Below are 22250 nucleotides of genomic sequence, written 5' to 3'. Positions count from 1 at the left end.
CCCACTGACCGCCCGTCCACGTCAATCAGGCACCAGGGATCTGGCGCCCGGCGTGGCGTCCATCAACAAGGCCAAAAACAATGACGGATTACGTGCTGGTGTTGTATTACAGCCGCAATGGCAGCGTTGCCAATCTGGCGACACAGATCGCCCGCGGTATTGAAAGTACCGGAATGGAAGCCCGGCTGCGCACTGTTCCCTCGGTGTCTGCCGACCATGAAGCCACCGGCCAGGCAGTGCCCGACAAGGGGGCGCCCTATGCCACCCTTGAGGATCTGCGCCAGTGTGCCGGCCTGGCACTGGGCTCCCCGACCCGCTTTGGCAACATGGCCGCGCCGATGAAGTATTTCATCGACCAGACCAGCGAACTGTGGATGCAGGGCGCGCTGGTCGACAAGCCGGCAGGGGTCTTCTCCGCCAGTAGCAGCCTGCACGGCGGTCAGGAAAGCACCTTGCTCTCCATGATCACGCCACTGCTGCACCACGGCATGGTGATTACCGGTGTCCCCTATACCGAGCAGGCCCTGATTGATACTCACAGCGGCGGCACCCCCTACGGCCCCACCCATGTGTCCGGCAGCAAGGGGGACCCTGCGCTCACCGACCATGAAATTTCACTGGCAAGGGCCCTGGGCAAACGCCTGGGCACACTGGCCAGACAACTCAAGGCATCCTGATGATTCTTGTTCTCCTGCGACTGAGCTATGCCCTCCTGTTACTGGTGGGCATCAGCGGCCTGTTCACGCTTGCCCCGCCCGATACCCATCTCGTTTCCACGGTGATCATTGCACTGGTGCTCTATATCCCGTTGCTGGTCATGGCCCCCGCAGTGGTGGATGGCAACAAGCGCCAGTGCACCTGGCTATGCTTCATGCTGTTGTTCTACTTCTGTGGTTATGCGGTGCAACTGCTGGATCCTGCGCCGGTCTTCACCCTGGCCGTGGCCAAGACCACGCTCACCGTGGTGCTGTTTGTACTGGCCGCCATGCAGATCCGTCAGGGCCAGCATGCTGATTGATGAACGGCTGGAAATCGAAACACCGGAAGGGACACGCCTGACCCTGTCCCTGGCGGGCCCGGTTACCCGGGCCCTTGCCTACGGCATCGATCTGCTGATTCGTTTACTGGTGTTCGTCGTCATCGCCATGGCGGCGGCCGTGTTCGGCAATGTGGGCACCGGCGTCATTCTCATTTCCCTGTTTCTGCTGGAGTGGTTTTACCCCACCCTGTTCGAAGCCCTGCGCAACGGCCAGACACCCGGCAAGAAATACATGGGGATTGCCGTGGTTCACAGCAATGGCACCCCGCTGAGCTTCAATGGCAGCCTGATCCGCAACCTGCTGCGCACCGCCGATGCCTTTCCCATGTTCTACCTGCTGGGCTTCGTGTCCACATTGATCAGCCCACGCTTTCAACGGCTGGGCGATATGGCCGCCAACTCCGTGGTGATCCATGTGGAGAATACCGCCACCGCCATCAAGGCCGACGACGGCGACGCCACGCCCCCTGACTGGCCATTGCGCCGGGAAGATCAGCTGGCCCTGCTGGCCTTTCAGGAACGTCAGGCACAGTTCTCCGAACCTCGGCAACAGGAGCTGGCGCAACTGGCGTATCCGGAGCTGTCTCCCCCCCTGGCACTGCAACGATTACGTGCCGTGACCCGCTACCTGATGGAGGGGGCCCGGTGAAACAGATCCAGTTTGAACAGCGTTATCGGCCGGTATGGGAATCCCTGGAAGCGCAACTCACGCAACTGGAAGCGGTGCGGGTCAGCCGCCGCAAGGCGCTGCCACTGGATCACTTTGTTACCGATTATCGTCAGCTCTGCCATCAACTGGCGTTGACCCGTGAGCGGGGCTACAGCGTGGAATTGCAGCAGTACCTGAACAATCTGGTGCTGCGCGCTCACCGCCAGCTGTACCGTTACAACCCCTCACTGGGCGACCGTATCGGTGATTTTCTGGCCCGTGGCTTTCCCCAGGCCGTTCGTCGTCAGTGGCGCTGGCATATGATCAGTGCATTGAGCTTTTTGCTGTCCATTGCCCTGGCCTGGATTCTGGTTCACCAGCAACCGGACATGGTCTACACCGTGCTGGATGAGCAGTCCCTGACGGATATCGAGATGATGTACCAGCCCGGCGAGGACGGCGGCGGGGACATCCATGAAGGTCGTGGCGGCGACGATGACGTGCTGATGTTCGGCTATTACATCAAGAACAATATCGGTATCGCCTTCCGAACCTTTGCCGGCGGGCTGTTGTTGGGTGTGGGCGCCATTATCGTGATGTTGTTCAACGGCAGTTTCTTCGGGGCCATTGCCGGGCATCTGATCAATGTGGGCGGCGACCAGCCCTTCTTTACTTTCGTCATCGCCCACGGTGCGCCGGAACTCACCGCCATTGTGCTGGCAGGCGGGGCCGGCTTGCGGCTGGGCTGGGCCATTATTGCACCGGGGCCCTATACCCGTCTGAACGCATTGCGACTGGCGGCGAAGGACAGCCTGCCGGTGATGTACGGGGTATTTGCCCTGCTACTGCTGGCGGCCTTTATCGAGGCGTTCTGGTCACCACGGGATTTTGAGCCAGTGGTGAAATACAGCGTGGGCGCGGCCTGCTGGGCCCTGCTCTATCTTTATCTGTTGTTCGGGGGCCGTCATGGAACTGGAAAAGGCTAGCGCCCGACTGGCTCCCCGCAGCCCCTGGCAGGCAGTGGATCTGGGCACCCAGATGTTTCAGCGCTGGGCCTGGCCCACGGTGCGCATCTGGCTGACCTTTACCCTGCTGCCCTTCACCCTGCTACTGGCCCTGGCCAGCCAGCTGGAAAGCTGGTGGCCATTGATCCTGTTCTGGTGGCTCAAGCCAGCCTGGGAACGCCCGCTGCTGGCCTGGTACAGCCATGCCCTGTTTGCGGAAGAGCTCAGTCTCAAAGACCTGTTCCGGCGCTGGAAGCACTACGCCCTGCCCGGCCTGTTGGCACAGCTGACCTGGCGACGGCTGAGCCCTTCACGCAGTTTCAATACCGCAATCTGGCAACTGGAAGGCGCCCGAGGGGACCAGGTTGGCCAGCGTCATCAGGTACTCCATCGCTCCCCATCCAACCGCTCCGGGCTGCTCACCATTGTCATGTTCCACATCGAACAGTTCATGGGCTACGGGGTGCTGGCGTTGGCCTACCTGCTGGTGCCCTGGCAGTTCAATCTGGAAATGAGCGACTGGTTTATGGACCAGAGCGTGCTGCAGACCGCCATCGCCAGCAGCTGCATGTATCTGGCACTGTGTATTACCGAGCCGCTGTATGTGGCCTGTGGCTTTGCCCTCTACCTCAACAAGCGCACCTGGCTGGAAGGCTGGGACCTGCAACTGGGGCTCACCCGCATCGGCAAGCGCCGCCGCCCAAGCGGCATTGCAACAGCCTTGCTGTTGATGGGGCTCATCAGCGTTCCATTCAGTGAACCCGCCCATGCCAGCAACACAGACGCCGGGCTCACCGAGCAGGAGCAGGTGATCGAGCTGTTGGCTGGCGAGGATTATATGCCCTTCGAAACCCGTACCCAGCGGGAATGGAAGGATCGGGATAATGATGAGGACGGTGGTGAAAGCTGGTGGGAAACCTTCTGGAAGACGTTCTTCGACAATGCAGATGACACACCGGACACCCCGGACAAACCGATTTCCCTACCCGACAATCTGATCTGGGCGGTCTTCTGGGCCCTGTTTGCGGGCATTGCCCTGTGGCTGCTGCTGACCGTGGCCTCCCGGATGGGCTTCACCCGTAACGCCTCCCGCCACAGTCATGCCATCCCCACCCATGTGGCCGGGCTGGATATCCGCCACCACAGCCTGCCAGACGATGTGGGCCAGGCGGTGGACAAGGCGCTTGAACAGCAAGACATCCGAACAGCCCTGGCATTGTTGTTGCGGGTCAGCCTGGCCACCCTGCTGCGCGAATACCCGGTGCCGCTGGCGGCCGGCAGCACGGAGCAACAATGCCTGCGCACCTTGCAGCAAGTTCACGGCGACGCCGCCGGCATACCGGTACTCAAGCCCGTGGTGGATGCCTGGGTGCGTACCGCCTGGGCCCATCGCCCGGTCAGTGCAGATGAGGTGCGCGCATTACTCACACAATGGCAGGCCGTCCGCTTTGTGGAGGTGGCCCATGGCTAGTCTGCGCAGATGGCTTCCGGCCTTGCTCGCGGCAGTAATTCTGGCGCTGACCGCCAGCTACTATGCCCTCACCGAGCCAGTCACCACTGTACACCGGGTGGCACCAGACGTGAGCGTACAGCGGGATCCCTTCCATGCCGCACAGCGCTGGCTGGCGCAACGTGAGCAGCCCACCCGGCGCATCCTCAGTGCCGCCGCGCTGTTTCCCCTTCCAGACACCGACACCACCCTGATTTTCGATAAACAGCGGGGGTTGATGAGCGATGAACAGGTAAACACCCTGATCAACTGGGTCATGGCCGGCGGCGACCTGATTGTGGCCGCCCGCCCCTTGCCGTCGTCCCGGGATGAGCAGATAGCCACCCACGCACAATGGCAAGACAATGACCCACTGCTCTATCCCCTGGGTATCACGGTCTGGGAAATCGAAGACGCCAGCGAGTTTCAGGAACTGGAGGAAGATCCCCTGATCGCGGTGCTGGCCATGCTGCCAGCCTTTGCCGGTGATCCGCTGCACTATTGCATGGAAAGTGACAACGCGGAGTTGCGTGCCAGCTGTGAGGCACTGCTGTGTGAGGCGCCAGAACAACCGCAGACCCTGGTGCTGCATACTGATGAAGACACCCGGCCCCGGCATATTCAGCTCTACAGCGACCATGTGTTGTGGCACGACAGCTGGGATGAAGAAGACGGCATCGAACCACACCGGCAATGGGACACCGAAGTGATGGCCTACGCGGACAATGATGCGGGCAGTCAACTGATTCAGCTGTCCCTGGGCGACGGCCAGATCACCGTACTCACCGATCTCAGCCTGTGGGACAACGACCACATTCTCTACTTCGATCACGCCTGGCTGCTGGGTTGGCTCACCGGCGAGGACGGCGTCTGGTTTATTCGCTCCGTGGCCATGCCCCCTTTGCTGCAATGGCTGTGGCAACGTACCCCGGAACTGATACTGGCATTGCTGATACTGCTCGCCCTGTGGTTGTGGCTGCGTATCCCCCGTCAGGGCCCGCTGCAGCCCGCGGACGAAGACCAGCACCATGACTATCTTCAGCATCTGCATGCCAGTGGCTATTTTCAATGGCGCACGGAGCAGCAGGACGCATTGCTCTCTGCCCTGCGCCAACAGGCCAGCGCTCGTCTGCGCGGCTATCACACCGATGACGACAAGGCACTGTCGTTGGCCGCCCGGGACCTGAATTGCCCCAGCCGCGACTTGCACAGTGCCCTCAATGACACCCCGCAGAGCCGTGACCAGCTGATGGAGCAGGTACGGCTGCTACAAGCGTTAAGGAGTAACACATGAGCCAACCCAACACCCTGCAGGAAGCCGCAGCCCTGGCCAGTGACATCGAGCAGCGCCTCAATCAAGTGCTGATCGGCCAGCAGCAGGTGGTCCGAGAAGTGCTGATCGCCCTGATCGCAGGTGGCCATGTGTTGATCGAAGGGGTTCCCGGTCTTGGCAAGACCCTGCTGGTAAGGAGCCTGGGCAAGGTGCTGGAACTGGATTTTAACCGCATCCAATTCACCCCGGACCTGATGCCCACGGATGTGACCGGCCACGCCATGTATGACCAGAAGACCGAACAATTCCGTATCCGCCGCGGTCCGGCCTTTACCCAGTTGTTGCTGGCTGATGAGATCAACCGGGCACCCGCCAAGACTCAGGCCGCCTTGCTGGAAGTGATGCAGGAACGCCAGATCACTATCGAGGGCAAAGCCTTCACGCTTAACGAACCCTACATGGTACTGGCCACCCAGAACCCGCTGGACCAGGAGGGGACCTATCCGCTGCCCGAAGCCGAACTGGATCGTTTCCTGTTCAAGGTGATGATTGATTATCCGGACCACGGCGATGAAACCCGGCTGGTGAATATGGTGCTGGATGGCACGATCCGCGCCAGCCTGGATGTGGACAGCCTGACCCCGGCCACGGACGGCGCCGGCCTGATGGCGATTCGCGCACTCAGTGATAGTGTGCTCATTGATGCCGAAGTCCTGGATTACGCTTTGCGTATTGTGCGTACCACCCGGGACTTCAGCGGGTTGAGTCATGGCGCCAGTCCCCGTGCCAGTATTGCCCTTGCCCGCGCCGGCCGTGTGCAGGCACTGGTGGAGGGCCGGGATTTCGTTACCCCGGATGACATCCAGCAAGTGGCGCGGCCGGTGTTGCGTCACCGCATTCAGCTCAGTGCCGATGCCGAGATCGAAGGGCAGACACCGGAAACCGTGCTCGGCCGACTGCTTGAGCAGGTGGAAGCGCCGCGTCAATGAAACCGGCCCGCCGACTGCTGCAACTGGCGGCCCTCTGGGCCGCCCTGGCCCTGCCCCTGATCTGGCTGGACTCAAGCGCCCTGAACGCATTGTGGTGGGCACTGGGTGCGCTGGTGCTGTGCATTGCCCTGCTGGATGGCTGGTATCTACACCGTCAACCGCCCCCCGCCGCCCGGCGGCTATTGCCCAGCGCATTATCAGTACAGCAGCCGCACCCGGTACGCATCCAGGTCCGCTCTGACAGCCTGCCTGCAGGCACCCTGCTGGCCGATCACCACCCCGGTGATGATCCTCACACAGGTTTGCCCTGCCTGCTCACACCCAGTGACCAGGAGCTCACCGAACTCACCTATACCTACCGACCCAGCCGACGTGGTCCGACCCGCTTTGGTGACCTGGAATTCTGGCTTCCCGGACGCCTGGGGCTGTGGCAGGCACGCAAGGTGGTGCCTGCAACCTGCAATGTCCCGGTATATCCCGACTTCTCCCGGCTCAACGCCAGTGGGCTCGATGCCAGCCATACCTTTCTATTCAGTGGCACCCGCCTGCAGCCACGTCGTGGCGAGGGCATGGAATTCCATCAGCTTCGCGAATACCACGCCGGCGACAGCCTGCGACAGATTGACTGGAAGGCCACCGCACGCCGCCGGACCCTGATCAGCCGCGAATACCAGGATGAGCAGAACCAACAGATCCTGTTGATGCTCGATGGTGGTCGCCGTTTGGCCATGCCGGTGGGCAATCTGACCGGTTTTGATCACGCGCTTAATGCCGCCCTGCTGCTGGCCTGGAGCGCCCTGAAGCAGAAAGACAAAGCGGGGGCCATGTTGTTCTCCGCTGATCAACCCCGCTGGCTGCCCCCCGTCCAGGGGCAACATGGCATCAACCATCTGCTTAACGGTCTTTATGACCTGCATCCCAGCGAACATGCCAGCGACTTTATCCTTGCCGCACGCCAACTGCTCAAACACAGCCGCCGCCGTGCCCTTGTGGTCCTGGTTACACGGCTACAGCAGGAAGACCGGGATGATCTGTTGAGCGCCGTGACCCTGTTGCGCAAACATCACCTGGTGCTGGTGGCGGATATGCTATTGCCGGAACAGCAACAGCTGGCCCGCAGTGAAGTAAAAGATTTCGATAGTGCCCTGCAGGTCTGTGCCGATGCCCAGGAACAGCAGGAACGTCAGCAGCTACACACCCGCCTGCGCCATGCCGGCGCCCTGGTCACCGCCACCACACCGCAAAACATGCCGGCACAGCTCAATCACCTGTACCTGATGCTCAAGCGCAGTGGGCGGTTGTAAAGACCGTTTCGAGTTGCGAAGAGCGAGTTAAGGAGCCTCTGAATAACTCCTTACATACTCAGTCTTTCAGGCTGGCTCGCCCCCTCGGCAAAGGTAAAGAGGGGCGCACTTTTGATGGCATGCTGGTTGCCTGTCGAAAAAGTGCAACAACGAGTGTGAGTCAGCCTGGAAGACCCGGGAGCACCCGTTCGGGCATAAAGGCGCGGCCTGGAGCGCCCATCTGCTGCGCATTGCCTCTCGGAAAGGGAACCACCCTGACCATCGAGACAAGACACAACAGCTGCACGCTCCAGGCCACGCTGAGTACGCAAGGAGTTATTCAGAGGCTCCTTAAGAAAATCAAAAACCGCTAACCGGCAAGGTTTGCGCCTTTGCCTTTCGCAACTCGTTACTCGAACCCCGTCACTCGCTGTCGCTCGATTCGCCCCCTGGAAGGGAGCTCCTACAGCAACCCTCAGCGTTTGTGCGAGAAAAGAACTCCAATGCCATCAGCACGGCACCTTCCCCGTTAGAGTGAGTCGAGGAACGCAGCCCTGTGACGGCGCAGAGCAAAAAACCTGTCTGAGCGGAGCGAGTCTTTTTTGCGTCCGTCACAGGGCGAGTACCGGAGTGTGCCCGCGGAGCGGGCCGAACGGAGTCGGGGCGCGGGGGAGTCCAGAGGGGTGTCGCGTTACACCCCTTTGGGCCCGTCCGGCGAGGACACGCACGTGTCATGATGCGATGACATATCAGCTGACATCGAGCCATTCAGGTAGGAGCCACCATCACCGCCGGATTCGCACTTCGCCTAGCGAAGCAAAGAAACGCCCCGAAGGGGTGAGCGTAGCGAATAACAGGCAAACCTACAGCACCTAACCCCCCCTTTCCCTTGATCCGGTCGACCTTCGCTTACGCAACAATAACCGTGTGGGGGGTGATAAAAGAGGGCCGTATGTTAAGGTGGGACAACAAGGGAACCACTGAATACAGGTCTGTAGTACTCCGCGGTGTAAGACAGCAGGCGTCATCTGCTTGTATTGCGCCCCTTGTCTTTCAAGGTCTGGCCTTGCCAGTCAGTGCGCAGCGAAGAAGCTACGGTTCCCGGAAACGGCACCCTCAATCCGGACAAGGAGCTTCCAATGTCAGAGTCTGCCGAGCAGGACACTTCGCCTACCTCGGGCATGAAAAGCAAGATCAATCCCCCCGTATTCTATGGCTCTCTCGCCATCATCGTGGGCCTGGTACTGTTCTCCGTGATCGTCCCGGAAACCGCCGGCTCTTTCTTCAACGGTCTCAAACTCGCGGTCATTGAAGAAGCCAGCTGGTTCTATGTCTTAACCGTCGCGATCATCATTTCTCTCGTCGCCTTTCTTGGCATCAGTCGCTATGGCGAAATCAAGCTCGGTCCGGATCACTCCGAGCCGGATTACAGCTACGGCTCCTGGTTTGCCATGCTGTTCTCGGCGGGTATGGGCATCGGCCTGATGTTCTTTGGTGTGGCCGAGCCGGTGATGCACTTCACCAGCCCGCCCATGGCGGAACCTGGCGGTATTGAAGCGGCCAAGGAAGCCATGCGTGTCACCTTTTTCCACTGGGGTCTACATGCCTGGTCCATCTACGCTATCGTTGGCCTGATTCTCGCCTACTTCAGTTTCCGCCGGGGCCTGCCCCTGACCTTGCGTTCGGCGCTATACCCTATCATTGGCAAAAAGATTTACGGCCCCATCGGGCACGCCGTGGATATCTTTGCCGTGGTCGGTACCGTACTGGGTGTGGCTACCTCGCTGGGCTTTGGTGTACAGCAGGTGAATGCGGGGCTGAACTATCTGTTCGGCATGCCGGTAAGCGACACTATGCAGGTTACCCTGATTGTGGTGATCACCGGTCTGGCCACCATCTCCGTGGTCACCGGTCTGGATGCGGGTATCCGTCGACTCTCCGAACTGAACCTGGGCCTGGCCTTCCTGCTGCTGGCCTTTGTTCTGCTGCTGGGTCCAACCATCTTCCTGCTGAAAGCCTATATGCAGAATGTGGGTAGCTATCTGTCCGAACTGGTCAGCATGACCTTCAACCTGTACGCCTACCAGCCCAAGGTGGATGGTGGCCCGCAGGCCTGGGTCGGCGGCTGGACCATCTTCTACTGGGGCTGGTGGATCGCCTGGTCACCGTTTGTGGGGCTGTTCATTGCGCGCATTTCCCGCGGTCGTACCATCCGTGAATTTGCCATGGGCGTGATGTTTGTTCCGGCTGGCTTCACCCTGTTCTGGATGACTGTCTTTGGGGATTCCGGCATTCACATGATCATGTCCGAGTCGTTTGCCGATCTGGGACGCCTGGTCAGCGAAGACATGTCGGTGGCCCTGTTCCACTTCCTGGAACAGTTTCCGTTCTCCGGCTTTATTTCCGGTGTCGCCACCTTGATGGTGATCGTGTTCTTCGTGACCTCCTCGGACTCCGGCTCCATGGTGGTGGACATGCTGGCCTCCGGTGGCCATGACGACACCCCGGTATGGCAGCGGGTGTTTTGGGCCAGTTCCGAAGGGCTGGTGGCCATTGCTCTGATGCTCGCCGGCGGGCTGGGTGCCTTGCAGTCCGCCACCATTGCCGCGGCGCTGCCCTTCTCCGCGGTCCTGCTGGTGGCTGCCTACGGTCTGCTGCGCTCGCTGCGTGTGGAGAACATTCGCCAACGCAGTCTGGCCGCCGCCGTGGCACCGCCGCCGGAAGTGAATGTGGGCCATCAGCGGCCACAGGGTGGCGGTGGCTGGAAGTCGCGCCTGAAGAACATGGTCAACTTCCCGCTACGGGTCAAAGTGCTGGAATTCCTGGAAGTCACGGTGAAGCCCGCGCTGGAAACGGTGGCCGAAGAGCTGGAAAGCTACGGTCTCAAAGTGGACATCCGCCACGAGGACGATCGCGCCTACCTGGAAGTGAGCCATGGTCAGGAAACCGACTTCATCTACGGTGTACGAGTACGTGGCTACACCCGTCCTTCGCTCACCATCCGTCAGCTGGACCACGCCAAGAAGCACGCGGACAAGGACACTTACTACCGTGCTGAAGTGTTCCTCCAGGAAGGGGGTCAGGACTATGACCTGATGGGCTACACCAAGGAGCAGGTAATTGTGGACGTACTGGACCAGTACGAGAAACACATGCACTTCCTGCATATGCTGCGATAGACGCTACACGCAGCACGCTTCACGCAACAACGCGTTTTAAGGTTGTTGCTGGCTGAAGACAAGGAGGCCGCGCCCGGACATGGGGTGCGGTCTTTTTTTTGCTGCGAGCTGCGAGCTGCGAGCTGTGAGCTGTGAGCTGTGAGGAAAATCAAAGGCCAAGCCAGGGGTGTAGTCCAAGGGCAAATCTTTTTGTGGGAGTCTGCCTGCAGACGATAGGTTGGCCATTCGCTTGCAAGCAAGCTCCCACAATGGGGCTCCCCGGGTTTTGGAGGCGCGGTGGCTTGCCACCACGATTTTGTGGCCGCTCTGCGGCTGCATCACGCAACATGAAGCACGGAGAACCGGGAGAACCTACTGTGGGAGCTTGCTTGCAAGCGAATACCGCCTGGCCAACCCGGCATCGCTTGCAGGCAAGCTCCCACAGGGGAAGGCTGTCCTGTTTTTGTAGGAGCTTTGGAACCACCGCTCCTACAACGGTAGCTGGAAGGTTTGTTGCAGAGCTTCAGGAAGCGGAACGCTCTGGCGGCCATAGTCGCCCGCCAGGGCATCACACCATCGCGCCACCCGCTCAGGGAGGCCCAGCTTTAACAGTGCGTTGGCGCGGGTGTGAACCTTTTCGGCAAACCCCCTTTCATCCCCGCCATCACCATTGAGGTTATCCATTGAGACCCGGAAATCATGGCCACAGGCTGCACAGAACAAGGCCTCATAGGCCTGCGGCAGGATTTCCACACGGGCAAATTGCGCCTGCTGGTCGGCATCGCGGCCATCGGGGGCGTACCAGTAGCCGTAATCTTCCTGCAGGCGCCGCTCTGCGCCTGCCACACACCAGTGGGCAATCTCATGGAGCGCACTGCGGAAATAGTCGTGGGTATAACAGATTCGATGGGGGTTGCCTGGCAGATACACCGGCTCCGGGGCTCCACCCTCCAGCACGGTGGCGAAATCGGCAAAAAAAGTGGCCCGAAATAGCGATTCCAGGTCTGCACTACGGTGCACCTGTCCCTCGCTTTGCGGTATGGTAGCGGCCTTTCTCCGCTCCCGGTTCTCACCCATAAGATTCGTCGCGCCTATGTCTTCCCGCCGTCAGGAATTTGTTGCCCAGCTTACGCTTGCCCTGCCCATTCTTGGCGGCCAGCTGGCGCAGACCGCCAACGGCTTTGTGGATACACTAATGGCAGGCCGTGTCAGCGCCAATGATCTGGCCGCGGTGGCCGTGGGCGCCAGTATCTGGGTGCCCCTGTACCTGTTCATGACCGGGGTGTTGATGAGTGCTACCCCGATCCTGTCACGCCATCTTGGCGGCGAAGCTTACCATCGTATCAACCCGCTAGCCCAGCAGGGTATCTGGCTGGCCATGGGCCTGGGAGTGCTCAGCGCCCTGATCCTGCGCAGTATTGCGCCGGTACTGGTATGGATGGAGGTCGATCCGGCTATCCGGCCCATGGTGTCCGGCTATCTGGATGCATTGAGCTGGGGCATGCCCGGTGCCGCACTGATGCTGGCCATGCGCAGCTATACCGAAGCCATGAATCACACCCGCCCGGTGTTGCTGTTCAGCGTGATCGGCTTGCTGATCAATATCCCCAGCAACTATGTGCTGATCTACGGCAAGCTGGGCTTGCCGGCCATGGGCGGCGTGGGCTGCGGCTGGGCCACCTCCCTGGTGATGTGGTCCATGGCCCTGATGATGCTGTTCTATACCCATCGGCATCCAGTCTATCAGCATGCTCCGCTCAACCTGCGCCAGCGGCATTTCGAGATACCCAGCCTGGGCTACATGCTGCGCCTGGGGCTGCCGGTGGGGCTGACCATCTTCTTCGAGGTCAGCATCTTCGCCATCATCGCCCTGCTGATTGGCAGCCTGGGGGCGCAGATTGTGGCCAGCCACCAGATCGCACTGAACTTCACCTCGCTGATTTTCATGATTCCGTTGAGCTTTGCCATCGCCGCCACTGTCCGAGTCGGTCATGCCCGTGGCCGGCATGATTTCACCCGCCTCAGGCACGCCGTGCAGGTGGCCCACATGATCACCCTGGTGGTCGGTGTGGTCGCGTCACTGGCGCTGGTGCTGGCCCGCCACTGGATTCCTCACATCTATACCGATAACCGCGACGTCATCGAGCTGGCCAGCTACCTGCTGCTGTTTGCCGCCCTTTACCAGATTTCCGATGCCCTGCAGGTGTGTGCCAATGGCTGCCTGCGAGGTTTCGAAGACACTGGCTGGCCCATGGTCATGACCCTGTTCGCCTACTGGGGCGTGGGCCTGCCACTGGGTTATGTACTTGGTCTTACCTCCCTCATCGTCGAGCCCATGGGCCCCGCCGGCTTCTGGATCGGCCTGGTGGCGGGCCTGACCACCGCCGCGATTCTGCTGGGCTGGCGCCTGTACTGGCGCATGCAGCAACCCCTGCCGGAAAAAACGGACAATACCTCTGCTGAACCGCAGCAGGCAGCTTGAGGGAAGAACAAGCTACGAGAAGCGAGTTTCGAAAACCTTTCTCCTCTGCGCGAGTACAAGGTTATTGCCTTACGCAACTCGCAACTCATCCCCTCACCGTGGCCTCTGCCATTTATCCCGCCATCCGACCTTTCTTCATGACGCTTTCACGAAGACTTGCATGGATTCCAAGTAAAAGTTAACTTGAGTTAACGGTCGCCATGGCATGTGATCGTGCCAGCACCCTGCCGGGTGTACTCATAATGGCGATCCTCTAGGACACGTACCGGGAGGTGCCCATGACTTCGGCTCACCGGCAACACCCTGGCGGGAACAGCAACGTTGTTCCTTTCTCTCCACGCCGCCAAGCGGCACAGCCCCCTATACTTCGTCTGTCACCGGAATACGATGGCATTGAGCTGCTGTACGCCAATGATCACCACCCGGACACCCTTTTCTCTCTGAAGATTCTGGCCTGGGCCCGTCTCGCCAATGGCGACACCGTCGCCATGGTGCCGTGGCTGAAAACACCGGTTACCGCTATGGCGCTGGCCGATCCGCTTAATGGTCGCTGGGAGGGCTACCGCTTGCCCGGCAGTGATTACCTGTTTGTGGACGCCCCGGAACACAAGGTACAGGAGCTGGATGCGGCGATACGCTTCTTCGGCAAACCCCAGCCCGGCGGGCAGTCCATACAGGAAATCCCCGATACCATCGGTACCCATGCGGTGTTTTCCGCGGATGAATTCCACACCATCAGCCTGATGGAGGTGGTCAGCTGGCGCCTGCATGCCGATGGCACCCTCACTGCCATGGTGGCCGAGGAATCCGACCCGGTTGAAACCCCGGTTTTACCCGGCGCCCAATGTCTGGTTCCCGCCCAGGAAAAAGCGGATTTCCGCTACTTCTTCCAACACGGCATCGCCAATAAACTCAAGGAACGGGACCCGGAGGCCCTGGCGGCGGTGGCAATGCTGGCAACCGAACGGTGAAAGGCAGTGAACAGTTGCGCGAGCAACGCATTCTTTACGTGGAGGCTTGAGGCCGCGCCCGGATTCCGGGCGCGGCCTCTAACGTTATAAACCCAAACCCCGTCACTCGCGACGCTATTCACTGTTAACTGTTCACTATTCACTATCTTTTTGTCACTTCCTGACATCGCCACCCCCGATACAATCCTCTAGCTTTGTCTCAATAACAACGACAACCCGGCGAGACGGAGCCCAGCATGGAGAAACAGACCCGTAATCCCGCTGTTCTGGTGATCGGTGCCGGCATGAGCGGCATTCTGCTAGGCATCAAGCTGCGCGAGGCAGGCATCACTGACATCACCATTGTGGAAAAAGGCGATGGTGTGGGCGGCACCTGGCGGGAGAACACCTACCCCGGCGTGAGCTGTGATGTGCCCGCCCACATGTACGCCTATAGCTTCGAACCCTTTGTAGGCTGGGATGACCGCTTTGCCGAAGGCGCCCAGATTCGCCAGTATTTCGAGCAGACCGCCGACAAATACGGCATTACTGAACTGGTGCGCTTCAATGAGGAAGTTACGGCCGCCCAATACCGGGACGGTCGCTGGCAGGTGACCACCAGCAAAGGCGATGCGCTTAGTGTGGATTTCATTGTCGCGGCCACCGGCATCCTCCATCACCCCTCGGTTCCGGATATTCCCGGGCTCTCCGACTTTGCCGGCACGGCTTTCCATACTGCCCGCTGGGATCACAAACTGGATTTCAGCGGCAAACGGGTTGGCGTGATCGGTACCGGGTCCACCGCCGCTCAGGTCATCCCGGCACTGGTGAATCAGGGCGTGCCAGTATCAATCTTCCAGCGCACCCCGCAGTGGATGTTCCCGCGCCCGGATGCTCACTACTCTCCCCTGTACAAGAAGACCCTCGCCCGCTTACCGTTCCTGGCCACCCTTATTGGCCGGCTGTGGGCGTGGTACTACGCCCAGATGTTCGCCAAGATGGTGATCGGCAAGCCGCTACAGTTCTGGATTACCGACCGAATCGTGCGCCGCAATCTGGAAAAAGCGGTGGCCAATCCGGAGCTGCGCGCCAAGCTCACCCCGGATTACCGGGTGGGCTGCAAGCGGCTGGTGCTCGCCTCGGATTTTTTTGAAGCGGTGCAGCAACCCCACTGTGAGCTGATCACCGATGATGTCGACCATGTCGAGCCCGACGGCATCGTGACCCGGGATGGCAACAAGCATCCACTGGACGTGCTGGTACTGGCCACCGGGTTCCACCACCTGAACTTCATGCGCCCCATGGACCTGACCGGCCGCGATGGCATTCATATCGAGACCGCCTGGCAGCAGCAGTGCCTCAGTTACCGCTCGGTCACTATCCCCGGCTTCCCCAATTTTTTCCTGATGACCGGCCCCAACAGCCCGGTGGGCAATTTCTCGGTAACCCGCGTCGCAGAGGTGCAGGCAGACTACATGATGAAGCTCATCCGCCGCTGGCAGCAGGGCGAATTCGACGCCATCGAACCGCGCCCCGACGCCGCGGATAGCTTCCTGTCCCGCATCAAGGCCAACATGACCGGCACCGTCTGGACCGGCGGCTGCCAAAGCTGGTACCTGGACCCCACCGGCACACCGGCCCTGTGGCCGTTCACGTTCGGGCAGTGGGTGGAGGAGATGAGGGAGCCGAATCTCGCAGACTTTGATGTTTACAGATCGACCAGCGTTTCAGTGAACAGTTAACAGTGAATAGTGAACAGCGCACGGTTTTGCCTTGTCTGTTCTCCAACCTATGAGGCCGCGCCCGAAGTTCGGGCGCGGCCTCATACGTTTCAAAACCGAGAGCGTTGCTCGCGCAACTGTTAACTATTCACTATTCACTGTTCACTGCTTTTTACGTATCCAGTACCGATAAACCTCCCCCTCAACCTCCTGCCCTTCCAGGGTATGACCCAGAAACTGGCAGAATTTGGGAATGTCGCGCTCGGTGGAGGGGTCGGTGGCGCGCACTTCCAATAGATCGCCGGGGGCCATGTCGCGGACCTTGTTGTGCAGCATCATCACCGGTTCCGGGCATAGCAGACCGGTGGCATCGAGGTGGTGTTGGGCTTCCATGGAAAACTCCGGCGTGTACGGCTGGGGGCGGCCATTATAGGCACCATCACGCTGGCACGGAAATGCCGCCGCTAAACCAGGCCTGTTTGATCACTTTGACGGTGCCTCAATGAGGTGTTTGCGCGGTAGCCGGCGGCTGCCAGCGCCACGCCAGAGGAATCACCACCGCCACCAGTGCTGCCGCCAGCAGGAAGTGGCCGTCATAGCCCAGCCAGGCTGCACTGAAACCACTGCTCAGGGTAAAAATCCCCACCGCAAACAACCGCACCGAGGCCTGCATGGTGTAGTCACTCCCCTCATGTCCGTCCCGGCAGTAATCCATCATCAACGTGAAGAACGCCACCGTGGACAGGCCATCGGTAAACTGCTCAAACAACGCCACCGGCCAGATCCACTCCAGCGCCTGGTAGTGTGCCAGCGCCGCCCAGGCGGCAAAGGCCAGGGTCTGCAACACAGCAAAGGCAAACAGGGCCGTTCGGTGAGCCATGCGGATCATCAGTAGGCCCGCCATGGCGGCCCCCGCCAGACCGGCGAAGGAAATGATCAGGTCCAGGGTGCCGATTTCCACCAGGCTCCAGCCACTGTCGACCAGAAAGGGGTTAATCATGCGCGTACCAAAGCCGTCACCCACTTTGTAGAACAGCAGCAGGAACAGCCACAGGCCCATGCCGGGACGCTTCCAGAAGCGCGCCAGCTCCTGACGCCACCAGCGAAAACTCACATGCTCCCGGGGCCGCGGCGGCTCTACCGGTTCGCGGAACCGGGTCACCTGAACCAGCACCAGCATCATGCCGGTGATCACCAGCCCCAGGGTAGTTTGCCAGCCCCACCAGCCCACAAGGATCAGCAAGGCACTACTACCCACCATCATGCCGATCTTGTAGCCGTTGACCTGGATACTGTTGCCCAGCCCCCGCAGCGAGGGCGGCAACATGCGGGTCGCCAGCCCATCGGTGGCAATATCCTGGGTGGCACTGAACAGGTTGAGCAGAAACAGCAGGCCCAGCAGCACCACAAAGCCCGGTCCCAGTAACCACTTCTGGGGAAACAGGGAGACCACGAACAACACCGCCATCACGGCCAGCAGACAGCACTGGATCCAGCGCTTGCGATGATTGGGACGCCCTGCCCCCCAGCGATCCACCCACGGAGCCCAGATAAACTTGAACGCCCAGGGCAAGGCCGGCAGGGCCAGAAAACCGATCCATTCGGTGGGCAGGCCCGCATCCCGGGCCAGCGCAGGTAGCGCCTTGCCCAACATGCTCACAGGCAGCGCCTGGGCAAAATAGAGGGCACCGAGGGTCGCGAACAGCGCCGGCCCAGGTCTGGATGTCGTCATCAGTAATCCCGGTGGTAGGCAGCCCAGACGGTAATCTCTTCCCGGTCGTAATAAAGGTGCGCAGCCTTGATGATCACCTCGCCCCGCTCGGGATGACGTTCCATGGCGGTGGCCAGCTTCTCCAGCAATTGCCAGACTTCCTGAAAGCGGCGCTTCATGGGCAGTTTCAAATTGAACAGGGCCGCGCGACTCCAGCCCTGCTCAAGCCATTTTTCCATTTGCTGCAGGGTTCTTGCCGGCTTGTCCACCACATCACACACCACCAGATCCACACTGCTGCGCGGCCGCCAGGTGAAGGCATCACCGTAGATATGCTCCACCGGGTATTCATCCAGCAACCGGGCATCCAGTTTGCCGTGATCCACCGCCTGCACCTTGATCCCGCGGCGTGCCAGCTGCCAGCTCCAGCCACCCGGCGCCGCCCCCAGATCCACCGCCGTTTTCGCCGACAGCGCATCAGTGGTGCCGAAAAAGCGTAGCAGGGCCTCTTCCACTTTCAGCGCTGAGCGACTGGGCGCCTCGGCCGGCAACTTGAGACGGCGCACCCCGCCTTCCGCCAGTGGCACCTGGGCAGGGCTGATGGTCGCCCAGCCATTGTGGGAGTCACTGAAAAACAGGTGCAGGCGGTTGGCGGCCTTGCGTCGCAGCAGACCGGCTTTCTTCAGGCGGGGCTCCAGGGCCTTGCGAAACCCCTTGAGGAAACGCTGTAGTTCACGCCCTTCATTGGTATCACTGTGGTCCAGATAGACCTCACTGAACGGCGCAGCCTCTTCCAACAAGGGCCACAGGGCGCCGATGCGGTCATCACCGATATCAATAAACTCCCCAATGCCCATGCTCAGACTGCGGGCAAAGATCAGTCCGCTCTGCAGCAGTGATGCCATGCTGCCCTGCTGGCTGTGCCACAGCACATAACCACTGTTGGCAGACGTCCGCGGATACCCGGCCACCATCTGTTCCGCCGCATGGAAGTTCAGTTCGGCGGCGAGATCCGCTTCAAAGCCCGGGCGGCACAGTGCCAGAAGGGTTTCCGTGCCGGTGTTCAAGAAGTCGCTGGGCATGTCGGTCTCACGCTGGTTACAATACGATGGCTTTTGCCCACACCCAGGGGTGCGGGCCTGAAGATGGCTACATTGTCCTTATCACAACGGCTGGATCAATAATGAAAACAACACTGCCGCTGAGTTTGGCGTTGACTGGCGCCCTGATCACCCCACTACACGCCGAAGAAGAGCTTGCCCCACCGGACGTGGATTTTTTCGTCCAGGCCCAGATGAGCAAGGCCGACATGGATCCCTATGGCTTTGATACTGCGGATGGCCTCACCATCAATGTGGGGATGTGGCTGAACAGCGTAACGCTGGGCGAAAATTCCCGTTTCGGGCTGGAAGGTGGCTTTGTCACCCAGGGTGATGTGGATGAGCTGACTGATTTTACCCGTGCGCCCAGTGTCTCCGAAACCGGTGCCGGCGCCACCAGCGTGCGGGTTCAACAGGAAGACTCCCTGGAATTGGGAGGCTTTACCGCTGGCGTGGTCTGGCAAAGCCCCTATTGGCTTTATCTGAAGGCCGGCGGCTACCTCTATGACCTGAAGCTGGAAACACGCCAGCAACGCATTCTGCTGGATGTTAACGGTGACACGGTCACCACTGTCAACGACGCCCCGCAAAGCGAAAGCCAATCTGGGCTGGCCCCCTATGCCACCGCCGGTCTGGCGATCCCGCTTCTCGACAGCCTGTCGCTCACCGCCCAATACCAGTACACCAATATGGAATCCGAAAATTTCGGTACCCTGGGTATCGGTCTGCGCTTTACGAATTAAACGCAACATGCTCAGCAACACGCTTCACGCCGGATCTGGCGTGTTGCCTGTTGCGTGATGCATATAGCGTTATTTAACGAACACTACTGTCTTGTTGCCATCGACGATCACCCGGTCTTCCAGGTGCCAGCGTACCGCACGCAGCATGACCTGCCGTTCCACGTCCTGACCCAATGCCTTGAGCTCATCGGCAGAATGGCGGTGGCTCACACGCTGTACGTTCTGCTCAATGATCGGCCCCTGATCCAGATCCGCGGTCACATAATGACTGGTGGCACCGATCAGCTTCACCCCCTTGTCGTGGGCCTGCTTGTAGGGATTAGCCCCCACGAACGCCGGCAGGAAGGAGTGATGAATATTGATCACCCGGTGGGGATAGTGCGAGACGAAATCCGGGCTGAGAATCTGCATATATCGGGCCAGCACAATCACATCCACCCGCCCTTCCAGCAGCTTGAGCGCCTGGGCCTCCGCTTCCGCCTTGTTGTCCGCGGTCACCGGGATGTGATGGTATTCGATACCGAACCGCTCCACTTCGTCACGCAGGTCATCATGATTGCTGATCACCAATGGGATGGTGGCGGGCATATCCCCGCGGGAGGTACGCCACAGCAGGTCCATGAGCACATGATCGTGTTTGGACACCAACACCGCCATGCGCTTCTTCTCACTGGCATAACTGATCTGCCACTGCATGTCATAGGGTTCGGCCACGGCGGTGGCAAAGTTGTTTCTCAGGGCGTCACGGGAGCAGTCCAGATCCGGTGTCTGGAATTCCAGACGCAAAAAGAAGGTGCCACCCTGAGCATCACTGGAATGCTGGTCAAAATCGGTAATGTTGGCGCCGTGATTGAACAGAAAGGTACTGACTGCACTGATGATGCCCGGCTTGTCCGGGCAGGTTACCAGCAGTCGCGCCGTAGTGGCGTCGGTCATGGTCATCTCAGATCCTGATACGGGTGTCAGCCAGGATCACTAGCTGACACCAAAGTGTTCCTTGCGATAGCTGGACGGGGTTTTCCCGGTCCACTTCTTGAAAGCACGATGAAAGGAGCTTGCTTCACTGAAGCCCATTAGCAGCGCAATCTCATCGATGCTCAGCTCCGGCTTGGACAGGTAATAGACCGAGGCATCCTTGCGGATGGAGTCCTTGATCTCCTGGTAGCTGGTATTGGCTTCCTTGAGACGACGGCGCAGGGTCTGCGGCGTCATGTTCAGCTTGCCGCAGATCTCGGTGAAGTCCGGGAAACTGTTGCCGTATTCATTGGAAATGATGGCCCGGATCTGGGCCGGCAGGCCCACATTATGGATATTGCCGTCGAAAAGCTGAGCCAGCGAGTCCTTCAGGAACTTGGACAGGGACAGCTCATTCTGAACCAGCGGCAACTCCAGAAACTCGGACTTGAAGGTAACGGAATTCTCGTCGGTGCCGTACTCAATCAGGCAATCGAACAGGAAACGGTGCTCTTCATCGTTCTTGGTATCGGAATAATCAAGACGGACTTCCTGGGGCTCGATGGCCTTACCCACCAGCCAGCTCATGAACCGCAGCCAGATGAACAGGGAGGCTTCGATAATGACTTCACGGAAATCCAGGCGAGAGTCAGCATTGACCACCAGCCGGGCCACATCGCCTTCGCGCTGGATGCCGGTGCGGGTACTCAGCTCAAACAGGTCGTAGAAGCGGATACCCCGTTCGATAGCCGCCCCCAGATTGGGGCAGTTGATCACCGCGTGGGCCATCATGGAGAAGGTGCCCGGCTTGGACTTGCGCCCCTGACCAAAGCCAAGGAATTCGTCCTGGGTCTGCTCCATGATCAGGAGCATCATCTTGATAAACGTATCACGCTCGATCGTGCCATCCGGGTCTTCCAGTAGCTGACGTGGAATACCACATTTGTCGAGCAATTCAGGAATACTGGCCCCGGATCGGGCGGCCCCCTGCAACAGCTTGACCACTCGATTGATATTGATCGTTCTACGATGGTACATCGATCAGTCTGTCCTCTACCGTCTGATCCGCCCGTTCAGCATTATTGTCAGCCGGGCTGCCGAGCCCCTGTGCGGAGCCTTGGAACGCCAATAATAAAGAAAATGCGGATAATTGACATACTCTTGCGAAAATCACCCCTTTGCATACCAATTGTATCAATTTCGGGGCCTGTTTTGACCGTACTTGTTGCACCTTGTCACACTAATTACCGCGATCATCATTATGCGCCCTTGTGCTCAATCGCGCCTTCAGATAAAAACGAGGCATGCGCATTCTGGTAGTGGAAGACAACAAGGCCGTGAGCCTGATCATCTGTCGCATCATCGAGGAACTGGAGCACGAGTATGTGCTGGCCGCCGATGGTGAGGCGGCGTTGCGTCTGTTCAGGCAGCGGGACATCGATTTGTTAATTCTGGACGTGGAACTACCGGTACTGGACGGCTTTACCGTGGCCCGGGAAGTCCGCAATGACGACCAGAACCTCCCTATTCTGTTCATCTCCGGCAACAGTAGCGAAGCCTACCAGCAACAAAGCCTGGATGCGGGTGGCGACGCCCTCATGGCCAAACCCCTGCGCCCAAGTGAATTGCGCCGCTGGCTGAATGGCTATCTGGCCAAAGCCAGCTGATCGCCCATCTGCCCACCATCTCAGGGGCCCTGGTGCCC

20 protein-coding genes are annotated in these 22250 nt (G+C 59.8%); 14 read left to right on the top strand and 6 right to left on the bottom strand.

Features of this window, described 5'->3' with window-relative positions:
• The first annotated feature begins 80 nt into the window (after window positions 1-80).
• The 9 genes from wrbA to betT all read left to right on the top strand — a co-directional run bounded on the left by wrbA (window position 81) and on the right by betT (window position 10905).
• Window positions 81-677 (top strand): NAD(P)H:quinone oxidoreductase, encoded by a 597-nt coding sequence (gene wrbA, locus HF945_RS06445; protein WP_290524922.1) that lies wholly within the window; start codon window positions 81-83, stop codon window positions 675-677.
• Complete coding sequence (locus HF945_RS06440; RefSeq protein WP_290524921.1) at window positions 677-1018, top strand: DUF2069 domain-containing protein; 342 nt, start codon at window positions 677-679, stop codon at window positions 1016-1018. The genes wrbA and HF945_RS06440 overlap by 1 nt, the downstream gene beginning before the upstream one ends.
• Window positions 1008-1688, top strand: a complete 681-nt coding sequence (locus tag HF945_RS06435) for an RDD family protein (RefSeq protein WP_290524920.1) — start codon at window positions 1008-1010, stop codon at window positions 1686-1688. The genes HF945_RS06440 and HF945_RS06435 overlap by 11 nt, the downstream gene beginning before the upstream one ends.
• Entirely contained in the window at window positions 1685-2674 is a 990-nt protein-coding gene (locus tag HF945_RS06430) for a stage II sporulation protein M (RefSeq protein ID WP_290524919.1), read from the top strand. The genes HF945_RS06435 and HF945_RS06430 overlap by 4 nt, the downstream gene beginning before the upstream one ends.
• Window positions 2655-4163: a DUF4129 domain-containing protein gene (locus tag HF945_RS06425; protein ID WP_290524918.1), complete on the top strand. Its 1509-nt coding sequence runs from the start codon at window positions 2655-2657 to the stop codon at window positions 4161-4163. Before HF945_RS06430 ends, HF945_RS06425 begins: the two co-directional genes overlap by 20 nt.
• Window positions 4156-5475, top strand: a complete 1320-nt coding sequence (locus HF945_RS06420) for a DUF4350 domain-containing protein (protein ID WP_290524917.1) — start codon at window positions 4156-4158, stop codon at window positions 5473-5475. The genes HF945_RS06425 and HF945_RS06420 overlap by 8 nt, the downstream gene beginning before the upstream one ends.
• Window positions 5472-6443, top strand: a complete 972-nt coding sequence (locus HF945_RS06415) for a MoxR family ATPase (protein WP_290524916.1) — start codon at window positions 5472-5474, stop codon at window positions 6441-6443. The genes HF945_RS06420 and HF945_RS06415 overlap by 4 nt, the downstream gene beginning before the upstream one ends.
• Window positions 6440-7747 carry a DUF58 domain-containing protein gene (locus tag HF945_RS06410; RefSeq protein ID WP_290524915.1) on the top strand — a complete coding sequence of 436 codons (1308 nt, stop codon included), beginning with the start codon at window positions 6440-6442 and terminating at the stop codon, window positions 7745-7747. The genes HF945_RS06415 and HF945_RS06410 overlap by 4 nt, the downstream gene beginning before the upstream one ends.
• Window positions 7748-8865: 1118 nt before the next feature.
• Window positions 8866-10905 (top strand): choline BCCT transporter BetT, encoded by a 2040-nt coding sequence (betT, locus tag HF945_RS06405; RefSeq protein ID WP_290524914.1) that lies wholly within the window; start codon window positions 8866-8868, stop codon window positions 10903-10905.
• A 468-nt stretch (window positions 10906-11373) separates the two neighbouring features.
• Here betT and HF945_RS06400 read toward each other — a convergent pair whose 3' ends face one another.
• The gene (locus HF945_RS06400) at window positions 11374-11904 is read right to left on the bottom strand and encodes an elongation factor P hydroxylase (protein WP_290524913.1); all 531 of its coding nucleotides are present in this window, start codon (window positions 11902-11904) and stop codon (window positions 11374-11376) included.
• A gap of 73 nt (window positions 11905-11977) precedes the next feature.
• Here HF945_RS06400 and HF945_RS06395 point away from each other — a divergent pair, with 73 nt between their 5' ends.
• The 3 genes from HF945_RS06395 (at window position 11978) to HF945_RS06385 (ending at window position 16058) form a co-directional block, all read left to right on the top strand.
• Window positions 11978-13366 (top strand): MATE family efflux transporter, encoded by a 1389-nt coding sequence (locus HF945_RS06395; RefSeq protein ID WP_290524912.1) that lies wholly within the window; start codon window positions 11978-11980, stop codon window positions 13364-13366.
• A gap of 278 nt (window positions 13367-13644) precedes the next feature.
• On the top strand, window positions 13645-14337 hold the full coding sequence (locus tag HF945_RS06390) for a hypothetical protein (protein ID WP_290524911.1): 693 nt from the start codon (window positions 13645-13647) through the stop codon (window positions 14335-14337).
• Between the two features lie 236 nt (window positions 14338-14573).
• Window positions 14574-16058 (top strand): NAD(P)/FAD-dependent oxidoreductase, encoded by a 1485-nt coding sequence (locus tag HF945_RS06385; protein ID WP_290524910.1) that lies wholly within the window; start codon window positions 14574-14576, stop codon window positions 16056-16058.
• 141 nt (window positions 16059-16199) lie between these two features.
• On the opposite strand, the gene tusA is transcribed toward HF945_RS06385, so the two are convergent.
• The 3 genes from tusA to rlmM form a co-directional block, all read right to left on the bottom strand.
• Window positions 16200-16430, bottom strand: a complete 231-nt coding sequence (tusA, locus tag HF945_RS06380; RefSeq protein ID WP_290524909.1) for a sulfurtransferase TusA — start codon at window positions 16428-16430, stop codon at window positions 16200-16202.
• Between the two features lie 106 nt (window positions 16431-16536).
• Window positions 16537-17769: an MFS transporter gene (locus tag HF945_RS06375; RefSeq protein WP_290524908.1), complete on the bottom strand. Its 1233-nt coding sequence runs from the start codon at window positions 17767-17769 to the stop codon at window positions 16537-16539.
• Entirely contained in the window at window positions 17769-18830 is a 1062-nt protein-coding gene (gene rlmM / locus HF945_RS06370; protein WP_290524907.1) for a 23S rRNA (cytidine(2498)-2'-O)-methyltransferase RlmM, read from the bottom strand. The genes HF945_RS06375 and rlmM overlap by 1 nt, the downstream gene beginning before the upstream one ends.
• 101 nt (window positions 18831-18931) lie before the next feature.
• On the opposite strand from rlmM, the gene HF945_RS06365 reads away from it, so the two are divergent.
• Entirely contained in the window at window positions 18932-19591 is a 660-nt protein-coding gene (locus HF945_RS06365; protein WP_290524906.1) for an outer membrane beta-barrel protein, read from the top strand.
• A 69-nt stretch (window positions 19592-19660) separates the two neighbouring features.
• On the opposite strand, the gene purU is transcribed toward HF945_RS06365, so the two are convergent.
• Window positions 19661-20533: a formyltetrahydrofolate deformylase gene (purU, locus tag HF945_RS06360; protein WP_290524905.1), complete on the bottom strand. Its 873-nt coding sequence runs from the start codon at window positions 20531-20533 to the stop codon at window positions 19661-19663.
• A gap of 33 nt (window positions 20534-20566) precedes the next feature.
• Window positions 20567-21583, bottom strand: a complete 1017-nt coding sequence (locus tag HF945_RS06355) for an AraC family transcriptional regulator (protein ID WP_290524904.1) — start codon at window positions 21581-21583, stop codon at window positions 20567-20569.
• Between the two features lie 266 nt (window positions 21584-21849).
• Here HF945_RS06355 and HF945_RS06350 point away from each other — a divergent pair, with 266 nt between their 5' ends.
• Window positions 21850-22212 carry a response regulator gene (locus HF945_RS06350; RefSeq protein WP_290524903.1) on the top strand — a complete coding sequence of 121 codons (363 nt, stop codon included), beginning with the start codon at window positions 21850-21852 and terminating at the stop codon, window positions 22210-22212.
• Window positions 22213-22250: the final 38 nt, after the last annotated feature.

The organism is Alcanivorax sp. (genome assembly GCF_017794965.1).
In the GTDB taxonomy this organism is placed as follows: domain Bacteria; phylum Pseudomonadota; class Gammaproteobacteria; order Pseudomonadales; family Alcanivoracaceae; genus Alcanivorax.
Note: the sequence above shows the minus strand (reverse complement) of the source record. Positions and strands in the feature narration are given on the sequence as shown.

Bases quoted from the DNA above. Each gene is read 5' to 3' on its own strand.
- wrbA (WP_290524922.1), top strand. From the start codon at position 81: ATGACGGATTACGTGCTGGTGTTGTATTACAGCCGCAATGGCAGCGTT.
- HF945_RS06440 (WP_290524921.1), top strand. From the start codon at position 677: ATGATTCTTGTTCTCCTGCGACTGAGCTATGCCCTCCTGTTACTGGTG.
- HF945_RS06435 (WP_290524920.1), top strand. From the start codon at position 1,008: ATGCTGATTGATGAACGGCTGGAAATCGAAACACCGGAAGGGACACGC.
- HF945_RS06425 (WP_290524918.1), top strand. From the start codon at position 2,655: ATGGAACTGGAAAAGGCTAGCGCCCGACTGGCTCCCCGCAGCCCCTGG.
- HF945_RS06420 (WP_290524917.1), top strand. From the start codon at position 4,156: ATGGCTAGTCTGCGCAGATGGCTTCCGGCCTTGCTCGCGGCAGTAATT.
- HF945_RS06415 (WP_290524916.1), top strand. From the start codon at position 5,472: ATGAGCCAACCCAACACCCTGCAGGAAGCCGCAGCCCTGGCCAGTGAC.
- HF945_RS06410 (WP_290524915.1), top strand. From the start codon at position 6,440: ATGAAACCGGCCCGCCGACTGCTGCAACTGGCGGCCCTCTGGGCCGCC.
- betT (WP_290524914.1), top strand. From the start codon at position 8,866: ATGTCAGAGTCTGCCGAGCAGGACACTTCGCCTACCTCGGGCATGAAA.
- HF945_RS06395 (WP_290524912.1), top strand. From the start codon at position 11,978: ATGTCTTCCCGCCGTCAGGAATTTGTTGCCCAGCTTACGCTTGCCCTG.
- HF945_RS06390 (WP_290524911.1), top strand. From the start codon at position 13,645: ATGACTTCGGCTCACCGGCAACACCCTGGCGGGAACAGCAACGTTGTT.
- HF945_RS06385 (WP_290524910.1), top strand. From the start codon at position 14,574: ATGGAGAAACAGACCCGTAATCCCGCTGTTCTGGTGATCGGTGCCGGC.
- tusA (WP_290524909.1), bottom strand. From the start codon at position 16,430: ATGGAAGCCCAACACCACCTCGATGCCACCGGTCTGCTATGCCCGGAA.
- HF945_RS06375 (WP_290524908.1), bottom strand. From the start codon at position 17,769: ATGACGACATCCAGACCTGGGCCGGCGCTGTTCGCGACCCTCGGTGCC.
- rlmM (WP_290524907.1), bottom strand. From the start codon at position 18,830: ATGCCCAGCGACTTCTTGAACACCGGCACGGAAACCCTTCTGGCACTG.
- HF945_RS06365 (WP_290524906.1), top strand. From the start codon at position 18,932: ATGAAAACAACACTGCCGCTGAGTTTGGCGTTGACTGGCGCCCTGATC.
- purU (WP_290524905.1), bottom strand. From the start codon at position 20,533: ATGACCATGACCGACGCCACTACGGCGCGACTGCTGGTAACCTGCCCG.
- HF945_RS06355 (WP_290524904.1), bottom strand. From the start codon at position 21,583: ATGTACCATCGTAGAACGATCAATATCAATCGAGTGGTCAAGCTGTTG.
- HF945_RS06350 (WP_290524903.1), top strand. From the start codon at position 21,850: ATGCGCATTCTGGTAGTGGAAGACAACAAGGCCGTGAGCCTGATCATC.